This window comes from Thermoanaerobacter thermocopriae JCM 7501 (assembly GCF_001310975.1).
Lineage (GTDB): Bacteria > Bacillota > Thermoanaerobacteria > Thermoanaerobacterales > Thermoanaerobacteraceae > Thermoanaerobacter > Thermoanaerobacter thermocopriae.
Map to the genome: position 1 here is coordinate 1 of NZ_BAZY01000013.1, position 17,904 is coordinate 17,904.

At 33.9% G+C, this 17,904-nt stretch carries 14 protein-coding genes and 7 pseudogenes; 20 read left to right on the forward strand and 1 reads right to left on the reverse strand.

Translation table 11 applies throughout. From position 1 onward, the window contains the following. Positions 1 to 263: 263 nt before the first annotated feature. From rpmH to cphA, 18 genes and pseudogenes are all read left to right on the forward strand, one after another. Positions 264 to 399: pseudogene (gene rpmH, locus JCM7501_RS12630) on the forward strand (50S ribosomal protein L34). Between the two features lie 36 nt (positions 400 to 435). Next, positions 436 to 786, forward strand: coding sequence for a ribonuclease P protein component (rnpA, locus tag JCM7501_RS06485; RefSeq protein ID WP_012996281.1), 351 nt, complete (start codon positions 436 to 438; stop codon positions 784 to 786). Then, complete coding sequence (yidD, locus tag JCM7501_RS06490) at positions 783 to 992, forward strand: membrane protein insertion efficiency factor YidD (RefSeq protein ID WP_013151060.1); 210 nt, start codon at positions 783 to 785, stop codon at positions 990 to 992. The genes rnpA and yidD overlap by 4 nt, the downstream gene beginning before the upstream one ends. Before the next feature lie 17 nt (positions 993 to 1,009). Next, complete coding sequence (locus JCM7501_RS06495) at positions 1,010 to 1,630, forward strand: YidC/Oxa1 family membrane protein insertase (protein ID WP_013151059.1); 621 nt, start codon at positions 1,010 to 1,012, stop codon at positions 1,628 to 1,630. Between the two features lies 1 nt (position 1,631). Beyond that, positions 1,632 to 2,252 (forward strand): RNA-binding cell elongation regulator Jag/EloR, encoded by a 621-nt coding sequence (gene jag, locus JCM7501_RS06500; RefSeq protein WP_013151058.1) that lies wholly within the window; start codon positions 1,632 to 1,634, stop codon positions 2,250 to 2,252. Positions 2,253 to 2,342: 90 nt separating this feature from the next. Then, entirely contained in the window at positions 2,343 to 3,725 is a 1,383-nt protein-coding gene (gene mnmE, locus JCM7501_RS06505) for a tRNA uridine-5-carboxymethylaminomethyl(34) synthesis GTPase MnmE (RefSeq protein ID WP_028992569.1), read from the forward strand. A gap of 8 nt (positions 3,726 to 3,733) precedes the next feature. After that, positions 3,734 to 5,635: a tRNA uridine-5-carboxymethylaminomethyl(34) synthesis enzyme MnmG gene (mnmG, locus tag JCM7501_RS06510; protein WP_013151056.1), complete on the forward strand. Its 1,902-nt coding sequence runs from the start codon at positions 3,734 to 3,736 to the stop codon at positions 5,633 to 5,635. After that, positions 5,616 to 6,337, forward strand: a pseudogene (rsmG, locus tag JCM7501_RS06515) (16S rRNA (guanine(527)-N(7))-methyltransferase RsmG). The gene mnmG and the pseudogene rsmG overlap by 20 nt, the downstream one beginning before the upstream one ends. A 624-nt stretch (positions 6,338 to 6,961) precedes the next feature. Beyond that, a pseudogene (locus JCM7501_RS06520) lies at positions 6,962 to 7,407 on the forward strand (NUDIX domain-containing protein). A 102-nt stretch (positions 7,408 to 7,509) separates the two neighbouring features. Beyond that, positions 7,510 to 8,317: pseudogene (gene noc / locus JCM7501_RS06525) on the forward strand (nucleoid occlusion protein). Between the two features lie 116 nt (positions 8,318 to 8,433). Next, a complete protein-coding gene (locus tag JCM7501_RS06530) occupies positions 8,434 to 9,201 on the forward strand; it encodes a ParA family protein (protein WP_013151053.1) in 768 nt (255 codons plus the stop codon). A gap of 24 nt (positions 9,202 to 9,225) precedes the next feature. Then, positions 9,226 to 10,085: pseudogene (locus JCM7501_RS06535) on the forward strand (ParB/RepB/Spo0J family partition protein). A gap of 369 nt (positions 10,086 to 10,454) precedes the next feature. Next, positions 10,455 to 11,597, forward strand: coding sequence for an aminotransferase class V-fold PLP-dependent enzyme (locus JCM7501_RS06540; protein ID WP_028992487.1), 1,143 nt, complete (start codon positions 10,455 to 10,457; stop codon positions 11,595 to 11,597). Positions 11,598 to 11,616: 19 nt separating this feature from the next. Next, positions 11,617 to 12,120 (forward strand): DUF4446 family protein, encoded by a 504-nt coding sequence (locus tag JCM7501_RS06545; RefSeq protein ID WP_028992486.1) that lies wholly within the window; start codon positions 11,617 to 11,619, stop codon positions 12,118 to 12,120. Next, the gene (locus tag JCM7501_RS14485) at positions 12,117 to 12,299 is read left to right on the forward strand and encodes a hypothetical protein (protein ID WP_054644826.1); all 183 of its coding nucleotides are present in this window, start codon (positions 12,117 to 12,119) and stop codon (positions 12,297 to 12,299) included. The genes JCM7501_RS06545 and JCM7501_RS14485 overlap by 4 nt, the downstream gene beginning before the upstream one ends. A gap of 36 nt (positions 12,300 to 12,335) precedes the next feature. Beyond that, positions 12,336 to 12,512: a hypothetical protein gene (locus JCM7501_RS14490; protein WP_245599088.1), complete on the forward strand. Its 177-nt coding sequence runs from the start codon at positions 12,336 to 12,338 to the stop codon at positions 12,510 to 12,512. A 73-nt stretch (positions 12,513 to 12,585) separates the two neighbouring features. Further along, a complete protein-coding gene (locus JCM7501_RS06555) occupies positions 12,586 to 13,407 on the forward strand; it encodes a cyanophycinase (protein ID WP_028992485.1) in 822 nt (273 codons plus the stop codon). After that, positions 13,404 to 16,033: pseudogene (gene cphA / locus JCM7501_RS06560) on the forward strand (cyanophycin synthetase). The gene JCM7501_RS06555 and the pseudogene cphA overlap by 4 nt, the downstream one beginning before the upstream one ends. A gap of 2 nt (positions 16,034 to 16,035) precedes the next feature. Here cphA and yyaC read toward each other — a convergent pair. Then, a complete protein-coding gene (gene yyaC, locus JCM7501_RS06565; RefSeq protein WP_012996266.1) occupies positions 16,036 to 16,593 on the reverse strand; it encodes a spore protease YyaC in 558 nt (185 codons plus the stop codon). A gap of 150 nt (positions 16,594 to 16,743) precedes the next feature. Here yyaC and mscS point away from each other — a divergent pair, with 150 nt between their 5' ends. Together mscS and JCM7501_RS06575 are read left to right on the forward strand one after the other, a co-directional pair. Continuing rightward, positions 16,744 to 17,598 carry a small-conductance mechanosensitive channel MscS gene (mscS, locus tag JCM7501_RS06570; RefSeq protein ID WP_028992483.1) on the forward strand — a complete coding sequence of 285 codons (855 nt, stop codon included), beginning with the start codon at positions 16,744 to 16,746 and terminating at the stop codon, positions 17,596 to 17,598. Positions 17,599 to 17,672: 74 nt separating this feature from the next. Further along, positions 17,673 to 17,878: pseudogene (locus JCM7501_RS06575) on the forward strand (DUF951 domain-containing protein). The last annotated feature ends 26 nt before the right edge of the window (positions 17,879 to 17,904 follow it).

Here is a 17,904-nt window from a genome sequence, read left to right on the forward strand (position 1 = left end):
AGCTCGTTCGGTGATTTGTCAAGGGGCAGGCTTCGCCTGTACTTTAACCCTTGACAAATCACGACCTTCGCTCAATTTGTTAACTAAGATGGGCTTAAGGTTATATATGATTTGTTCCAAATCCTATATCTACATGATTTTCATTAGGTGTTGCATTTAATATTGCAATTCATATAATTTTTTTATTTCAAAAGACTTGTTGACATACTCAGTAATTAACGTTATAATTTTTATAGCATTTTTAGGTTTTAGGAGGTGTACCAATGCTTCGCACTTATCAACCCAAAAAAAAGACGTAGAAAAAAAGTACACGGTTTTAGAAAGAGGATGTCTACCAAAAGTGGTCGTAATGTTTTAAAGAGAAGAAGACAAAAAGGTAGACATAGGTTGACAGCGTGAGGCCTTTGGGGCCTTTTTTACAATCCGGAGGTATAAATGAGTAATAAGGTTGTAAAAATTAAAAAGAGTTATGAATTTAAAAAGGTTTATTCAAATGGTAAATCTACTGCTAATCAGTTTGTTGTAATGTATTATATGGAGAATAATTTAGGCTTTAATAGAGTTGGCTATTCAGTGAGTAAAAAAATAGGTAAAAGTGTGGTAAGAAATAGAGTTAGAAGGCTTTTACATGAAAGTTTTAGACTTTTAGATATTGAGATAAAAAAAGGGTTTGATATAATTTTTGTGGCGAGAGGAAAAATTGTTGAGGCCGATTTTCACACTTTAAAAAGTTCCATGAGAAAATTAATTATGAAAACACCTCTTTATGCGGGGAATGAAAAATGAAAAATGTTATTATTTTTTTAATTAAGTTGTATCAAAGATATATTTCGACTATGAAGCCAAGGAGCTGTAGATTTTACCCAACTTGTTCTCAATATTCTATAGAAGCAATATCAAAGTATGGACTTTTGAAGGGTGGAATTATGTCAGTTTGGCGGATTTTAAGGTGCAATCCCTTTAATCCGGGGGGATATGACCCTGTAAAATAAATTTTTGGAGGTATATTATGGCAACAATTGCTATGTATTTAGGAGAATTATTAGAGTTTATATATAAATATGTAGGGAATTATGGCATTGCTATAATTATTTTCACTATTTTAATTAGGATACTACTTTTGCCTTTTTATGTGCAGCAAATGAATACGATGAAAAAGATGAAAGAAATACAACCTCTTATACAAGAACTTCAAAAGAAGTATGCTAAAGACCCTCAAAAATTAAATATAGAAACAATGAAATTGTATCAAGAGAAAAAAGTAAATCCTTTTGGTGGATGTTTACCTATGCTATTACCTTTGATAATATTGTGGCCCCTTTTTGCAATGCTTCGAACTTATCCAGCATTTTCGACTGCATCTTTTTTATGGATGCATAGCCTTGCAGAAAGAGATCCTTATTATATAATCCCTATTTTGGCTACGGTGACTACTTATATATCTTCTGCAATGGTAGCAACAGACAAAAGTCAAAATTCTATGAATATAATGATGTCAATTTTTATAGGATGGATAACTGTTTCTTTGCCGGCAGGGATAGGAATATATTGGGTTACAAGTAATATATTTCAGATAGTGCAGCAGTATATTTTTATGAGAGAGACCAATACCGCTAAGGGGGAATCATAAATTGAAGGAGCTTATAAGGACAGGCAAGACAGTGGAAGAAGCTGTAAATCTTGCCTTGCAGGAATTTGGTGTGCCGAGAGAAATGGTAGAAGTGGAAGTGTTGGATGAAGGGGGTAAAGGTTTTCTGGGCCTTATAAGCAAACAGGCAATAGTTAAAGTGATTTTAAAAGATGTAATAAAAGAAAGTGCTAAAAATTTTTTACAGCAAGTAATTGAAGCAATGAAGCTCGATGTGAAATTTGACATAGAAGAAAATGAGAATACCATAAAGTTTAATTTACATGGAAAAAACGTGGGATTGCTTATAGGACATCGGGGAGAGACATTAGATTCATTGCAATATCTTGTAAATGTTGTTGCCAGCAAGTATAGAGGGTATGATAGATATAGAAGGATTATATTAGATGCAGAAAATTATAGAAAAAGAAGGGAAGAGGCTTTAATTAGGCTTGCAAAAAAATTAGCCAAAAAAGTAATGGAGACAAAGGAAAGCGTTGAGTTGGAGCCCATGAGTCCTAATGAGAGGCGAATAATTCACATGGCTTTGCAGGACCATCCTTATGTAGAGACGTATAGTGAAGGAGAGGAGCCTAACAGAAGAGTCATAATAGCTTTAAAATAATACTGTCAAGGGGTTTTTTTATATTTTGATTGAAAAGCCAAAAATATTGGTATATTATTTTATAAGATAATTTTTTGGTTGGTGATGAAAATGGCTTTTGATACAATTGCAGCTATTTCTACTTTTCCAGGGGAAGCAGGAATTGGAATAGTTAGAATAAGTGGAGATGATGCTTTAGAGATAATTTCAAAAATTTTTAAACCCTATAAAGCTAAAGATATAAAAAAGGTAAAAAGCCATACTTTACATTATGGACATATAGTAGACCCTGAAACACAAGAGATATATGATGAAGTTTTAGTATCTATCATGAAAAAACCAAATACCTATACAAGAGAGGATATAGTTGAAATAAATTGTCATGGAGGAATAGTAATTACCTCTAAAATTTTAGAATTAGTGTTAAAACAAGGTGCTCGTTTAGCCGAACCAGGGGAATTTACAAAAAGAGCTTTTTTAAATGGGCGAATTGATTTATCTCAGGCCGAAGCAGTGATAGATATAATTACTGCTAAGACTATGCTTGCTAATAAATACGCTCAGAAGCAGTTGGCTGGATATGTTGGAAGTAGAATAAAAGAGATGAAAGATAAAATTATGGGGCTGCTAGTCCATCTTTTAGCTTTAATAGATTTTCCCGAAGAGGATGTGGAGGAACTAGAAAGAAAAGAAATGTTAGAAACTGCCAAGGAAATAGTGGAAGATATCGATAAGCTCATTGTATCTTCTGAAAGTGGAAGGATTATAAGAGAAGGACTTAAAACTGCCATAATTGGTAAACCAAACGTTGGTAAATCCTCTCTTTTAAACGCCTTATTAAAAGAAAATAGAGCTATTGTCACAGATATACCAGGGACCACCAGGGATATTATTGAAGAATATATTAATGTAAAAGGTATTCCAATAAAGCTTATTGATACAGCAGGAATTAGAGATACAGACGAATTAGTGGAAAAAATAGGAGTTGAGAGAAGCAAAGAGGTTTTGGCTGAAGCAGATTTGATATTGTTTATGCTGGATGCTTCACGAGAGTTGTCTGAAGAAGACTACCATATTTTTGACATTTTAACAGAAAAAAACATTATATTTGTGTTGAATAAGATAGATCTACCTAAAAAAATTGACGAAAGTAAATTAAAAAGTCTTATTAAAGATGGTATAATAATAGAGGTTTCAACTGTTGAAAGAATTGGATTAGAAAAATTAGAAAACGCCATTTATGATTTAGTTTTTAGAGGAGACATAAATTTAAGAGAAGAAGAAATAATAATAAATTCGCGGCATAAAGAAGCCCTTATCAATGCTAAAAAATATATGGAAAGCTGTGTTAAAGCTATCGAAATGGGGTATAGTGAAGACCTAATTACAATTGATTTAAATGCAGCTCTTGACCAATTAGGTAAAATTACTGGTGAGACGGCAACTGAGGATTTAATAAATGAAATTTTTGAAAGATTTTGTGTAGGAAAGTAGGTGAAAGTATGAGTTTTATTGCAGGTGAATACGATGTTGCAGTGGTTGGGTTGGGACATGCGGGCAGTGAAGCTGCTCTTGCCTGTGCAAGGTTGGGTCTTAAAACAGTAGGTTTTGCTGTAAATTTAGATTCTATTGCTTTGATGGCTTGCAATCCTTCTATTGGAGGCCCTGCAAAGTCTCAGTTGGTGAGAGAAATTGACGCTTTAGGTGGGGAAATGGCTATAAATACAGACAAATCACTACTACAAATCCGCACTTTAAATACTAGTAAAGGTCCTGCTGTAAGGTCTTTGAGGGCACAAGTTGACAAGAAGCTTTACCAAGCAAACATGAAGTATACTTTAGAAAGACAGCAAAACCTTGATATAAAACAGGCGGAAATTGTAGACATTTTGGTAGAAGACAATAAAGTCACGGGAGTTGTGACAAAATTAGGCGCGATATATAAATGTAAGGCTTGTATTATTACTACAGGTACCTTTTTAAAAGGAAGAGTTATAATTGGTGATGTAAGTTTTGAAAGTGGACCTAGTGGGCTTTTTCCGGCTAATGAACTTTCTGAGACTTTAAAACGATTGGGCTTTAAATTGATGAGATTTAAAACGGGTACTCCTGCAAGAGTTGATAAAAGAAGTATTGATTTTTCCAAAATGGAAATGCAGCCGGGGGATGAAGTAATTACTCCTTTTTCTTATATGCATGATAAAATTGAAATAGAGCAGTTGCCCTGTTGGCTTACTTATACTAATAAAAGAACTCATGAAATAATCATGGCGAATATTGACCGTTCTCCTCTTTTTAGTGGTGAGATAACAGGTGTAGGAGTAAGATACTGCCCTTCTATTGAAGATAAAGTAGTAAAGTTTCCTCACAAAGAGAGGCATCAAATTTTTATTGAACCAGAAGGATTAAATACTTATGAAATGTATGTACAAGGCATGTCTTCCAGTTTGCCTGAAGATGTACAATTGGAATTTTTGAGGACTGTTCCAGGCCTTGAAAATGTAAGAGTGATGAGGCCAGCTTATGCTATTGAATATGACTGTATAGACCCAACGCAATTAAAAGCTACTTTAGAGTCTAAAAAAATTGAAGGGCTGTACTTTGCAGGACAAGTCAATGGCACATCTGGATATGAAGAAGCAGCTGCTCAAGGTTTAATGGCGGGAATAAATGCTGCCATGAAGCTTTTGAACAAACCTCCTGTAATTTTGGATAGGTCTCAAGCTTATATAGGAGTATTGATTGATGATTTAGTAACAAAAGGTACAAATGAGCCTTATAGAATGCTCACTTCGAGAGCAGAGTATAGACTTCTGTTAAGACAAGATAACGCAGATTTAAGATTGACAGAGTTAGGTTATGAGATAGGTCTTGTAACAGAAGAAAGATATGAAAAGTTTTTAAAGAAAAAGATCCAGTTAGAAAAAGAGATGAAAAGACTTGCTGGAGTTGTGATAAAGCCTTCTGAGGAAGTCAATAATTTTCTCATATCTAGAGGAAGTACTCCTTTGGTTACAGGAGTTGACCTTTATACTTTGCTAAAGCGACCTGAAATTGATTATAAGTCTACTAAATTTTTAGATAAACAAAGACCCGATGATATTTTAGAAAGTGTGGCTGAACAAATAGATATAAATATTAAATATGAAGGATATATATTAAAACAACTAAGACAAATTGAACACTTTAAAGCTTTAGAAAACAAAAAGATTCCAGAAAATATTGATTATTATCAAATTCCTGGTTTGAGCAATGAAGCAAAAGAGAAATTGACAAAAATAAGACCTACTTCAATTGGACAGGCTTCGCGTATTTCAGGAGTTTCGCCGGCTGATATTTCTGTGCTTTTAATTTACATGGAGCAGTTAAGGAGAAATAAAAGCGATGAAAAACAAATCGGTTGATATGCTAATTGATGGGGCTAAGAAGTTAGGTATATTTATGGAAATGTTCCATGTGGAACATTTCATAAATATTATTCTCTTTTATTGGAATGGAATAAAAAAATGAATTTAACAGCAATTACAGAAGAAAGTGAAGTTGTGATTAAGCATTTTTTAGATAGCTTATCTGTGGTTAAGAGTGGTAAAATAAAAGGAGAAGAAAAAATTATAGACGTTGGTACAGGCGCTGGTTTTCCTTCTATTCCTTTAAAAATTGTGTTTCCTAAATTAAAAGCTACTCTTTTAGATTCTTCTAAAAAAAGAATTACTTTTTTAGAAGAAGTTATAAATAAATTGGATATAAATGAAATAGAATTAATTCACGGAAGAGCTGAAGATATAGGAAAAGACATAAAATATAGAGAACAATTTGATTTATCCGTGGCAAGAGCTGTTGCACCTTTAAATATTTTATTGGAATATACTCTTCCTTTTGTAAAAGTAGAGGGTTATTTTATTGCTTTAAAAGGAAGAGAGATTGAAGAGGAAATAGAAAATACTCAAAAAGCTTTGAGAGAATTGAAAGGGAAAATCGAGGAAGTTATGGAAATCAGACTTCCTTATAGCGATATAGTTCATCATTTGATAATTATTAAAAAAGTAGATAAATGTCCGACAAAATATCCTAGAAGAGCAAATGCTATACAAAGATCTCCTTTATAAACTTAAAGGAGAAAATTTCGGCGACTAAACATAAGCTTCCCATCGGACTCCGTAGCGTCGGTCACATTCAGCGTCCTTGCCTTAGTGGCTTCTCCGCCCTTTTTGGCTTTGGACCTACCTCCGTCCCTCGGCCTCGCTAAGTTTAGTTGCTACTTTTAACAAGTCACTTCATAAATGCAAAATGCCTCTTTTATATGAAAAAAGGTTTGTCAACAAACTGCAGTCTAAAAGTAATTTTAGACTGCTCAGACTGTAGACAAACTTTCGTAAAGGAGATATTTTGCATAAGGAGCGACTTGTTACAAAGCGGTAACAAAACTTAGCAAGACCGAGGGTGGAGGCAGGGCCGAAGCCATGGATGGCGAAGGCGGGCACCTGAGCAAAGAGGCCGATTGTGCCCGGTACCCTGCCGGAGCCCGAAGGTCGAGCTTTAGTTTTGTCGCTTTGGAACATCGGAGCGACGATGCAAAATATCTCCTTTGAATATTTTTTAACTTTGTCAACAAACTGTGCAGTCTAAAAGTAATTTTAGACTGCTTTTTTATTTTTATAAAATTTTTTGTGGTATAATTTTAATATAAATATCCTAAATAACTTACCAATTTTGGAAATGAGGGAAGGAAAATGTTAAAATTTAGAGCGAGCTTTTTAGTTGCGAGAGTGGTCATTGTTGAAGAAGGAAAAGTTCTCTTAGTAAAACATCAAGATGGGGAGGAAATAGCATGGGTTTTTCCTGGAGGCAGGGTAGAAGAAAATGAGTCAGTAGCAGAAGCTGCTATAAGAGAATGTAAAGAAGAAACAGGTTATGACATTGAACTTAAAGGTGTCTGTTATATTCAGGAATATGATATTTACTATGTGACGTATTTTTATTCTTCTATTATTGGGGGAAATTTGACCTTAGGAAGTGACCCTGAACTTCCTAAAGAGAAACAGATTTTAAGAGAGGTAAAATGGATTGAACTTAAGGATTTGAAAAGCTATCAAGTTTATCCTCAAAAATTGGCAGAGCTTATACAGCAAAAAATTTTTTTAATAACCTTATTCCAGTGCCCGAAACTTTTTTATAATTTTTAACAATATATTTGAATTTAAGGAGGAATTTTACATTATTTGTCGAATATATATTGTAGAAAAATTTTTTAATTGTTTTAAGAGCGGGGTGTGTAAAAGTGGTATCGAGCAAAACACAAGAAATTTGTTATTTGCCGATTGATTCAATAAGGCCTAATCCCTATCAGCCGCGAAAGAACTTTGATATAAAGAATTTACAAGAATTAGCAGAGTCCATTAAAGCTTATGGGGTATTGCAACCTATTACTGTAAGAATGGTGCACAATAATTTTTATGAGTTAGTAGCGGGGGAAAGGCGGTTAAGGGCTTCTAAATTGGCAGGTCTTGCGGAGATACCAGCGATAATTATAAACGCGCAAGATGAAGACTCGGCTGTTTTAGCTTTAATTGAAAATTTACAAAGAGAAAATCTCAATTTTATTGAAGAGGCCGAAGCATATTATAATTTAATAAACGACCACCATTTAACACAGGAACAATTAGCAAGAATTCTGGGTAAAAGCCAATCAACTATTGCTAACAAATTGAGGATTTTGAAGCTTAGCAAAGAGATAAAAGAACAGCTATTGGAAAATGATTTAACGGAGCGGCATGCTAGGGCACTTTTGAGACTTCCTGATGAAGAGCTACAAAGAAAGGCACTAGAAATAATTATAAAAGAAAAAATTAAACGTGAGTCAAACAGAAAAATTGATACAAAGTATGATAGACAAAATAACAAAGCCACCGGAACAAGTTAAAAAAGAAAACAAAAAAATGATGAAATTTTATAAGGATATAAGAATTTTTGTAAATACAGTGAAACAAGCTGTAGATTTGATGAAAAAATCTGGTGTGCCGGCAGAGTATATTGAAAATGATAAGGAAGAGTATATAGAGTTTGTAATCAAAATTTCAAAAAAGTAAAAGTTTTTTCACCCCCTTGATAATGTTCCATGTGGAACATTGATATAAACAATGATATAATAAACATATAAATTGATAACTCTTAAACATGTATTGCATGCAAAAGGGGGTGAAAAATGGGCAAAGTTATTGCCATCGCAAATCAAAAAGGTGGGGTTGGTAAAACTACCACAACTATAAACTTAGGATATTCTTTAGCAACACAAGGGAAAAAAGTTTTATGTATAGATATAGATCCTCAAAGTAATATGACAAGTGGGTTTGGGATAAACCCGGCTTCTTTAAAGCACACTACATATACGGTGCTGATTGAAGATGAAGATATAAAAAGTGCAATAATACCTTTAAAGGATTTAAAAGTTTCAATTGTTCCATCTAGTATTCAATTGGCAGGGGCAGAGATTGAATTAGTTCCTATGCTTTCGCGAGAATATAAATTAAAAAGTGCAGTAAATCCAATTAAAGATGAATTTGATTATACATTAATAGATTGTCCTCCATCACTTGGACTTTTGACTATAAATGCTCTTACTGCTGCTGATTCAGTAATTGTTCCGATTCAATGCGAATATTATGCTTTGGAAGGACTTACCCAACTTATGAACACCATCAATCTTGTAAAAAAGAGTCTAAACCCTCAACTCGAAATAGAGGGTGTAGTTCTCACTATGTTTAATGCCCGGACAAACTTATCTATACAAGTGGTGGATGAGGTGAAAAAATTTTTCAAGGAGAAAGTTTACAGAACAATTATTCCTCGAAATATTCGCTTGGGGGAAGCTCCAAGTTTTGGAAAACCAATTTCTATATATGACCCTAATTCCAAAGGAGCAGAGGCTTATGAGGAATTGGCATTAGAAGTGATAGAAAGGGCAGGAATATAAAAAATTTACAAAGGTGGTGATAAAATGGCGAGTAAAAAGGGATTAGGCAGAGGTTTGCAAGCACTTATACCTGAGTATCAGGGAGAGGAACCTCAGGGTGTAGAGACGATAAATATTGCCTATATTCATCCTAATCAATACCAACCGAGAAAACAGTTTAATGAAGAAAGTTTAAAAGAGTTAGCAGAATCTATTAAACAAAATGGAATTATTCAGCCAATTATAGTAAGAAAAGTGGCTTCTGGATATCAGATAGTAGCAGGAGAAAGACGTTGGAGAGCTGCTAAAATTGCGGGACTTTCTGAAATACCAGCAATTGTGAGAGATTTTGATGATTTACAGGTTATGGAAATAGCTTTGATTGAAAATTTGCAAAGAGAGGATTTAAATCCTATTGAGGAAGCAAAAGCATATAAAGCATTAATAGAGCAATTTAATCTCACACAAGAAGAGATATCTAAAAAAATTGGTAAGAGCCGCTCAGTAATTGCAAATAGCATGAGACTTCTAAATCTTGACGATAGAGTACAAGCAATGTTAGTAAAAGGGAGATAACAATAGGCCATGCAAAAGTTATACTTTCTTTGCCAAGTAAAAATTTACAGTATGAGGCAGCAAAAAAAGTTGTTACAGAAAATTTAAACGTAAGAGAAACAGAAGACTTGGTGAAAAATCTTTTACGCAAAAATGGGAAAAGCTCTCAAAAAGGAAAATCAAACAGAATAGATATACATATCAAGGAAATAGAAGATAATTTATGTAGTTTTTTAGGAACAAAAGTGAAAATATCTCAAAGAGGTAAAAATAGAGGAATTATACAAATAGAATATTATAGTGACGAAGATTTGACAAGAATTATTGAACTTATTTATGGAAAGGAATAAAAAGTATTATAGACTCAATATAAAAGTCTCCTATTTATATGGAGGCTTTTAATTTTATTAAATCTAAAACAATGAACTTAGAGAGAGGTCAGACTTGAAGACATGTATGCCGGAGAACGATCCCATAGGTACGATGCTAAGGCCGGGAATCACGCAGAACCCAAGCAAGCTTTCGTTTAGCTTGCTGGACGATGGTGCATCCCAGCAAAACAGTTAACATTTATTAATGGGACACCTACAGAACTTAATACGAACTTTAATAGTTTTTTGTTGCTAATGAAAAAAAATAAATATAAAATATAGATAAGAACGCAAAAAGGAGGTTTACATATACTAATATGAGGAGATTTAATTTAAGGAGATAGGACTATGATTTATTTTGATAATGCTGCTACTTCTTGGCCTAAACCCGAGGAAGTGTATAAGGAAGTGGAAAAAACCTTAAGAAATTGCGGAAACCCTGGAAGAGGCGGACACAAAATGGCACTTGGAGCAGGAAGGGTTATTTTTGAGGCTAGGCAAGAGATAGGTAGCCTCTTTAACATAAAAAATCCTATGAGATTGGTACTTACATCTAATACAACAGAAGCTTTGAATATTGCCTTAAAAGGTGTTTTGAAAGAAGGGGATCATGTAATAACTTCTAGCATGGAGCATAATTCTATAATAAGACCTCTTATGACGCTAAAACAAAAGGGAATAGAAGTTACAATAGTGAAAGCAAATGGGGAAGGAAAGATTGACCCTGAGGATATAAAGAAAGCAATTGCAACAAACACAAAGATGATTGCCATAACTCACGCTTCCAATGTTACTGGTACAATAATGCCTATTGAGGAAATAGGAAATATTGCCCGGGAAATGAATTTGATTTTTTTGGTGGATGCAGCCCAGACGGCGGGTGTATTGCCTATAGATGTGGAAAAGCAAAATATTGATCTTTTAGCTTTTGCTGGCCACAAAGGATTGTACGGCCCTCAAGGTACAGGAGGGTTATATGTAAGAGAAGGCATAGAAATATTGCCTCTTGAAGAAGGGGGAACGGGAAGCAAGTCTGAGTCAATGTATCAACCTGATTTGATGCCAGACAAATTAGAAAGTGGAACTCCTAATACTCCAGGAATTGCGGGTCTTAAAGAAGGAGTAAAATTCGTAAAGTCTGTAGGTGTAGATAGTATTCGCCGGCAAGAAGAAAAACTTACAAAAATTTTAATAGAGGGATTAAAAGAAATAAAAGGAGTTAAAATTTATGGGCCTCAAAGGGTGGAGGAAAGAGTAGGAGTAGTTTCAGTGACACTAAAAGATAAAGATGTGGGAGAAATTAGTTATATTTTGGATAAGGATTTTAATATAGCTACTCGAGCAGGATTACACTGTGCTCCATTAGCCCATTCAACAATTGGCACACTAAAGACTGGCACTTTGAGATTTGGAATTGGATATTTTAACACTGAAGAAGAAGTAGAAAAAGCTATAAAAGCTATTGAAATAATTTCACAGAAAACATTCTGATGAATTGGAGGAGAAACTTATGCAAAATTTTTTAGGCATTATTTCTCAAAATGCTACACTGATTATCTTGTTTTTATCAGTTTTATCAATTATAGAATTAATTTTCATACTTATAATTAATGGGAAATTTTTAAGATTAAACAGGACTTATAATAAGGTGATTAAAACATTGGAAAAAGGAGATGTTTTTGATATTTTTTCTAGAATTCTTACCGAGAATGAAGATATAAAAAGCAAACTAGATAAGTTAAGAATAGATTTAAGTTCTTTAGATAAAGAAACAAAAACAGCAATTAAAAAAGTGGGGATAGTTAGGTATAATGCCTTTCCTGATGTAGGATCTGATTTAAGTTTTTCTATTGCCCTATTAGACAGCAATGACAATGGTATTGTTTTGTCTGGAATATACGGGAGGAATGAAACGGCCACTTTTGCAAAACCTATTGAAAAAGGGCAATCCAAATATCCCCTTTCTGCTGAAGAAATACAAGCAATAGAAAGAGCCAAAAGGAAAGCTTTGTGAAAAAACAAGGAGTGAAGGGATTGATTGCATTTATTGTAAATCTAATGGCAAGTGGAAGAAGGGCTTATAGAAAGATGTCAGAAATTAGAAGAATTATAAAAAAATTAATCGATTACAAAAATTTTTATAACAAAATATACAGGGGATGGAAAAGTACGAGTAAGGAAAGCAGCTCTTAGTGGTTTTAAAGTTATAGCGGCAATTGCTTAGTTCTTTTGGGAACCCATACTAAACTTGAAATTGCAGAAGTTTATAAAGCGAAAAAAGTAGAAATAGAGGCAAATCGAGAAGTACCTGTTAGTGTCGATGGCGAAATGTTATATATCAAGAATCTGGAAATAAAAGTAGAAAAAGGATGCAATAAAATTATGTACTCTGAAAACATAATATAAAGTATATTGAGTTAAACTCTCAGGAATAATAAATTATGAAACCTGAGAGTTTATTATTTTTGGAGGCGGATAAATGGAAGAAGAAGTAAAAGGCAAGTTAGTTATCATAGGAGGAGCAGAAGACAAAGAGGACAAGTGCGAAATACTAAAAGAGGTTGTAAATTTAGCCGGGGGAAGAGAAAGTAAAATAATAATAATGACAACAGCGACAGAAAAACCAATGGAAGTCGGTAACTTGTATATTTCTATTTTTAAAAAATTGGGAGCACAGGATGTAAAAGTTGTAAATATAGATTCAAGGGAAGACAAGGAAATAAACTATGCAAGGGATGTACTTAAAGATTGCAGTTGTGTTTTTTTTACAGGTGGTGACCAATTGAGGATAACCAGTATTTTAGGAGGAAGTGGTATAGATAAATTGTTAAAACAATTGTATAAAGAAGGAACTTTAATTGTAGGTACAAGTGCAGGAGCTTCGGTGATGTCACAAACTATGATTGTGGAGGGAAATGATGAAGATTCTCCAAGGAAGTGCACTATCAAAATGGCTCCTGGATTAGGTTTATTAAAAGACGTAATAATTGACCAACATTTTGCACAAAGAGGGCGCATCGGAAGGCTTCTTGCAGCAATTGCTCAAAACCCAAACAATCTCGGAATAGGGATTGATGAAGATACAGCTATAGTTGTGGAGAAAAATAGCTTTAGAGTGATAGGTTCAAATGCTGTGACAGTAGTGGAGGGAAGAAAGTTAGAACACTCTAATGTTTCTGAATCAAGTCCTAATGAAATTTTAGCCCTCACCAATGTTATACTTCACATATTGCCATCCGGTTATGGTTATGATTTAGAAAAATGGATACCCAAAGTCAAGCTCAAGGAGGATAAAGTATGATTATTAAAGATATAAGGTATATCGAGGGAGAAATATATACAGCCATAGACCTGTAATAAAAATGGCAGTAGATATAGAGAGATTAGATATCCCTACAAAAGATATACCCAATTTTAATGAGAAATTAATAGAATCACTTCCTGGCCTTTCAAAACATAGTTGTTCTTACGAGCATGAAGGGGGATTTTTAAAAAGATTAGAGGAAGGCACCTATTTGCCCCATGTGACAGAGCATATAATTTTGGAACTACAGAATATGCTAGGATATGATGTAAAATTTGGAAGAGCAAGAACTATAGAAGGGAATCTGTATTATATAGTTTATGAATATGGATTGGAAGAGTGTGGGATAAGAGTAGGGAAATTAGCGGTTGAAATGGTAAATAAATTTGTACAAGGGGAAGAATTTAATTTAGAAGAGAGATTAGAGAAAATACGCAATATAATTGCTGAAATAGAACTGGGGCCTAGTACAATGGCTATAAAGAACGAAGCTCTAAAAGCAGGAATTCCAGTTACAAGGGTAGGAAATGGTAGTATCTTACGATTAGGTTATGGGAAATATCAAAAAATGATCGAAGGCACAATTTCACAAAATACCAGTTGCATTGCAGTAGACATAGCTTCAGATAAAATCTTGACAAAACAGATTCTAAAAGACCATGGATTTCCTGTGCCGGAGGGAGATGTTGCTTACAATGAAGAAGAGGCAATTGCTATTGCAGAAGAAATTGGATATCCTGTCGCTATAAAACCTTACAACGGAAATCAAGGCAAAGGAGTTCATTTAAACATAACCAATGGAGAAGAAGTAAGTATAGCTTATAGAAACGCCAAAGCTTACAGTGACCTTGTTATTGTAGAAAAACATATAAATGGTAAACATTACAGAGTATTGGTTGTAGGCGAAAAAGTAGTAGCGGTAGCCGAAAAAATTCCTGCCCATGTAATAGGGGATGGGATTCACACTATTGAAGAGTTAGTGGAAATAGAAAATAAAAATCCTTTAAGGGGAAAAGGCCATGAAAAACCCCTTACAAAACTTACAATAGATACTATTTCTAAATTGACTCTTAAAAAACAAGGTTTTGATCTACAAGATGTTCCTAAAAAAGGTAAAAAAGTATTTTTGAGAGAAAGTGCAAACTTAAGTACAGGAGGAATTGCGATTGACAAGACGGATGAAATTCATCCAAACAATATAGAAATTGCTGTAAGAGCAGCGAAAGCCATTGGTCTTGATATAGCTGGTATAGACATTACAATGGAGGATATAAAAAAACCTCTAACTGAAAAAAATGGAGCGATAATTGAAATAAATGCATCTCCAGGAATAAGGATGCACCATTATCCTAGCAAAGGTAAACCGAGAAATGTAGCAAAGGCGATTGTAGATATGCTTTTTCCTAAAGGAAGCAAGGCCACAATTCCTATTATATCTATTACAGGCACAAATGGAAAAACTACAGTTACCAGAATGACAGCTCATATTTTAAAGACCTATGGCTATACTGTAGGAATGACTTGTACTGACGGCATTTATATCGATGACACCTGTGTCTACAAAGGTGATAATACCGGCCCAAAAAGTGCAAGAACTTGTCTAGCTGATAAAAACATAGATGCTGCAGTATTAGAAACAGCAAGAGGAGGTATTATAAGGGAAGGCTTAGGTTATGATTTGGCAGATGTAGGTGTAATAACCAATATTTCGGAAGACCATCTTGGCATTGATGGAATAAAGACTTTAGAAGACTTGGCTTTTGTTAAGTCTTTGGTGGTGGAAGCAGTAAAAGAAGACGGCTACAGTGTTTTAAATGCTGACGATCCTATGACTCCTTATTTGGCTCAAAGGGCTAAAGGTAAAGTAATATACTTTTCAATGTACGATAATAACCTCACTGTGAAAAAGCACGTAGAAAAAGGCGGAATTGCAGTATATGTTAAAGATGGTGTCATCGTTATAGCAAATGGACAAATAATTCCTGTTGTAAAGATAGAGGAAATTCCTGCAGCTTTGTCAGGGAAAGTTTTGTATAATGTGGAAAATGCTCTTGCAGCTATCGCTGCTTCTTATGGTGTAAAAGTGCCTATAAATATTATTGCAAAGGGTATAAAGACATTTTACTGCGATACTACACACAATCCAGGTCGATTTAACTTATTTAATGTAGGTAATTTCCGTGTATTAGTAGATTATGGCCACAACATAGCTGGAATAAAAAGTGTAATAGAAGCAGCACAAAAACTTGATGCGAACAGGCTCATCGGTGTGATAGGAGTTCCAGGAGATAGAATAAATTCTAGCATATTAAAAGTAGGAGAGATTTGTGGTGAAGGGTTCGACTTTATATATATAAAAGAAGACGTGGATTTAAGAGGCAGAAAACCCGGAGAAGTAGCGAGAATATTAGAAGAAGGTGCAATAAAAGGAGGCATGGATAGAAAAAAAATAAAGACTATTTTAAAAGAGACAGAAGCGTTAAAGGCAGCTATGTACCATGCTGAGGCGGGAGATTTAATAGTAGTCTTTTATGAAAAATATCAGCCGATTATAGATGTGATAGAAGAGTTCATCAAAAACAAAGATTTGAAAAATAGTGAAATGAAATTAGTAAGGGCTTAAAACTAAGCCCTTACTTTGCTTTCTTCATATATTTCATTTATTGTCTTGTATATTCCCACAGAAATAATGTCTGCCATTTTCATTACCATTCTAAGTCTGGTGTTTTGAAGCACCATGTATTCCATAAAGCCAGAGACATTAACAATTCCTGTAACAAACATATCTCCTACAGGCGGTAGATCTTTTAAAACCCCTGCTCCAGGCTTTATAGGTCCTTTTCCAACAGAGATGTGACCTACGTGGTTTAAAGATCCCAAACAGGCGTCTATAGCTACTATAAAAGGACGCCCATAATTTAAATTTATGTATTTTAAAACCTGATGTATGTTTTTTGCATGTAATGGCTCTTCTAAAGTACCAAAGATATGGGCTTTTCCTTTAAGAAGAGGCTTTAGTTTATGACCAATTAAAGGTCCCAAGCTATCCCCTGTGGACCTATCAGTTCCTATACACAGCAAAACTATTTCTTTTCGATAATCGTATAGTTCTGTCAAGCAGTTAGAAAAAAATTTATAAAAATGCCCCAAAGCATTTTTGTCTTCTATATTTATAAGCTCCATATGATTCTCCTTTCTTTAGGTGATGAGTCTTTCAAATATATTTTTGGCAACTATGTAAAATTAAATACAGGTAATTTCCGGTTTTTAATTGTTGAAAAACCTTTCTTACTTGTGTAATATATAAAATATAAAGAAGGTAAAGCGGGTGATATGATGGAGGCAATAGTCCAACTATACCAAAAATTTTTAAGTCTTTACGATATAAAAATATTAAAAGTAACTTTCGATATCATAAAAATTTTAATTATATCCTTTGTAGGTATAAAAATAGGGGACATACTTATATCAAGGTTTTATAAATTACAGGCAAAAGGAAAAATACAGCTTCCTGAAAGAAAGATAGGCACTTTAATGTCTCTTACCAAAAATATATTGAGATATGTCATTTATTTCATAGCAGCTGCTTCAATACTAAAAATTTTCAACATAGATATGACATCAATATTGGCAGTTGCCGGAATTGGCAGTTTGGCTATAGGTTTTGGTGCTCAAAATCTAGTCAAAGACGTGATTTCGGGGTTTTTTGTAATATTTGAAGATCAGTTTGGAGTTGGGGATTATATAACGATAAATAATTTTTCGGGTCTTGTTGAAGAAGTAGGACTTAGAACAAGCAAAATAAGGGATTTTTCGGGTGATTTACATATAATACCAAATGGAGAAATAAAGACTGTAACAAACCATACACGAGGCAGTATGAGAGCGCTTGTAAATGTAGGTGTTCCTTACGAAGAAGATGTTGATAAAATAACAAATGTGCTTAAGCAAATTTGTGAAGATATAAAAAAATCCAGAAATGATATAATAGACGGTCCTACAGTTTTGGGAATTACGGATTTTCAAGATTCACAAGTTTTAATAACTATTGTTGCAAAAACAGAGCCTATGAAGCAATGGGAAGTTGAGAGGGAGATAAGATATCGGATAAAAAAAGTATTTGATCAAGAAAAAATTGCATTTCCATATCCTCATAGAGATATTACAATAAAAAATAATGATACATAACTTAGTTAGCAACGTTTGCAAATGTATTAGTTTATTTGATTTGGAAATTGAAAAAATTAATTGAGGTGATTGCTTTGCCAAAAGAACTCCACGTTGGAGATATTGTAAAGATGAAAAAAAACATCCTTGTGGCTCTGACGAATGGGAAATTTTAAGAGTTGGCATGGACATTCGCATAAAATGCCTAAAATGCGGAAGAATGGTTTTGATGCCCAGAGCTAAATTTGAAAAAAGCATCAAAAAAATTTTAAAAACAGTTGAAAATCCCTCTGGACAATGATAGAATAGGGTTATAGATTGCCGCCT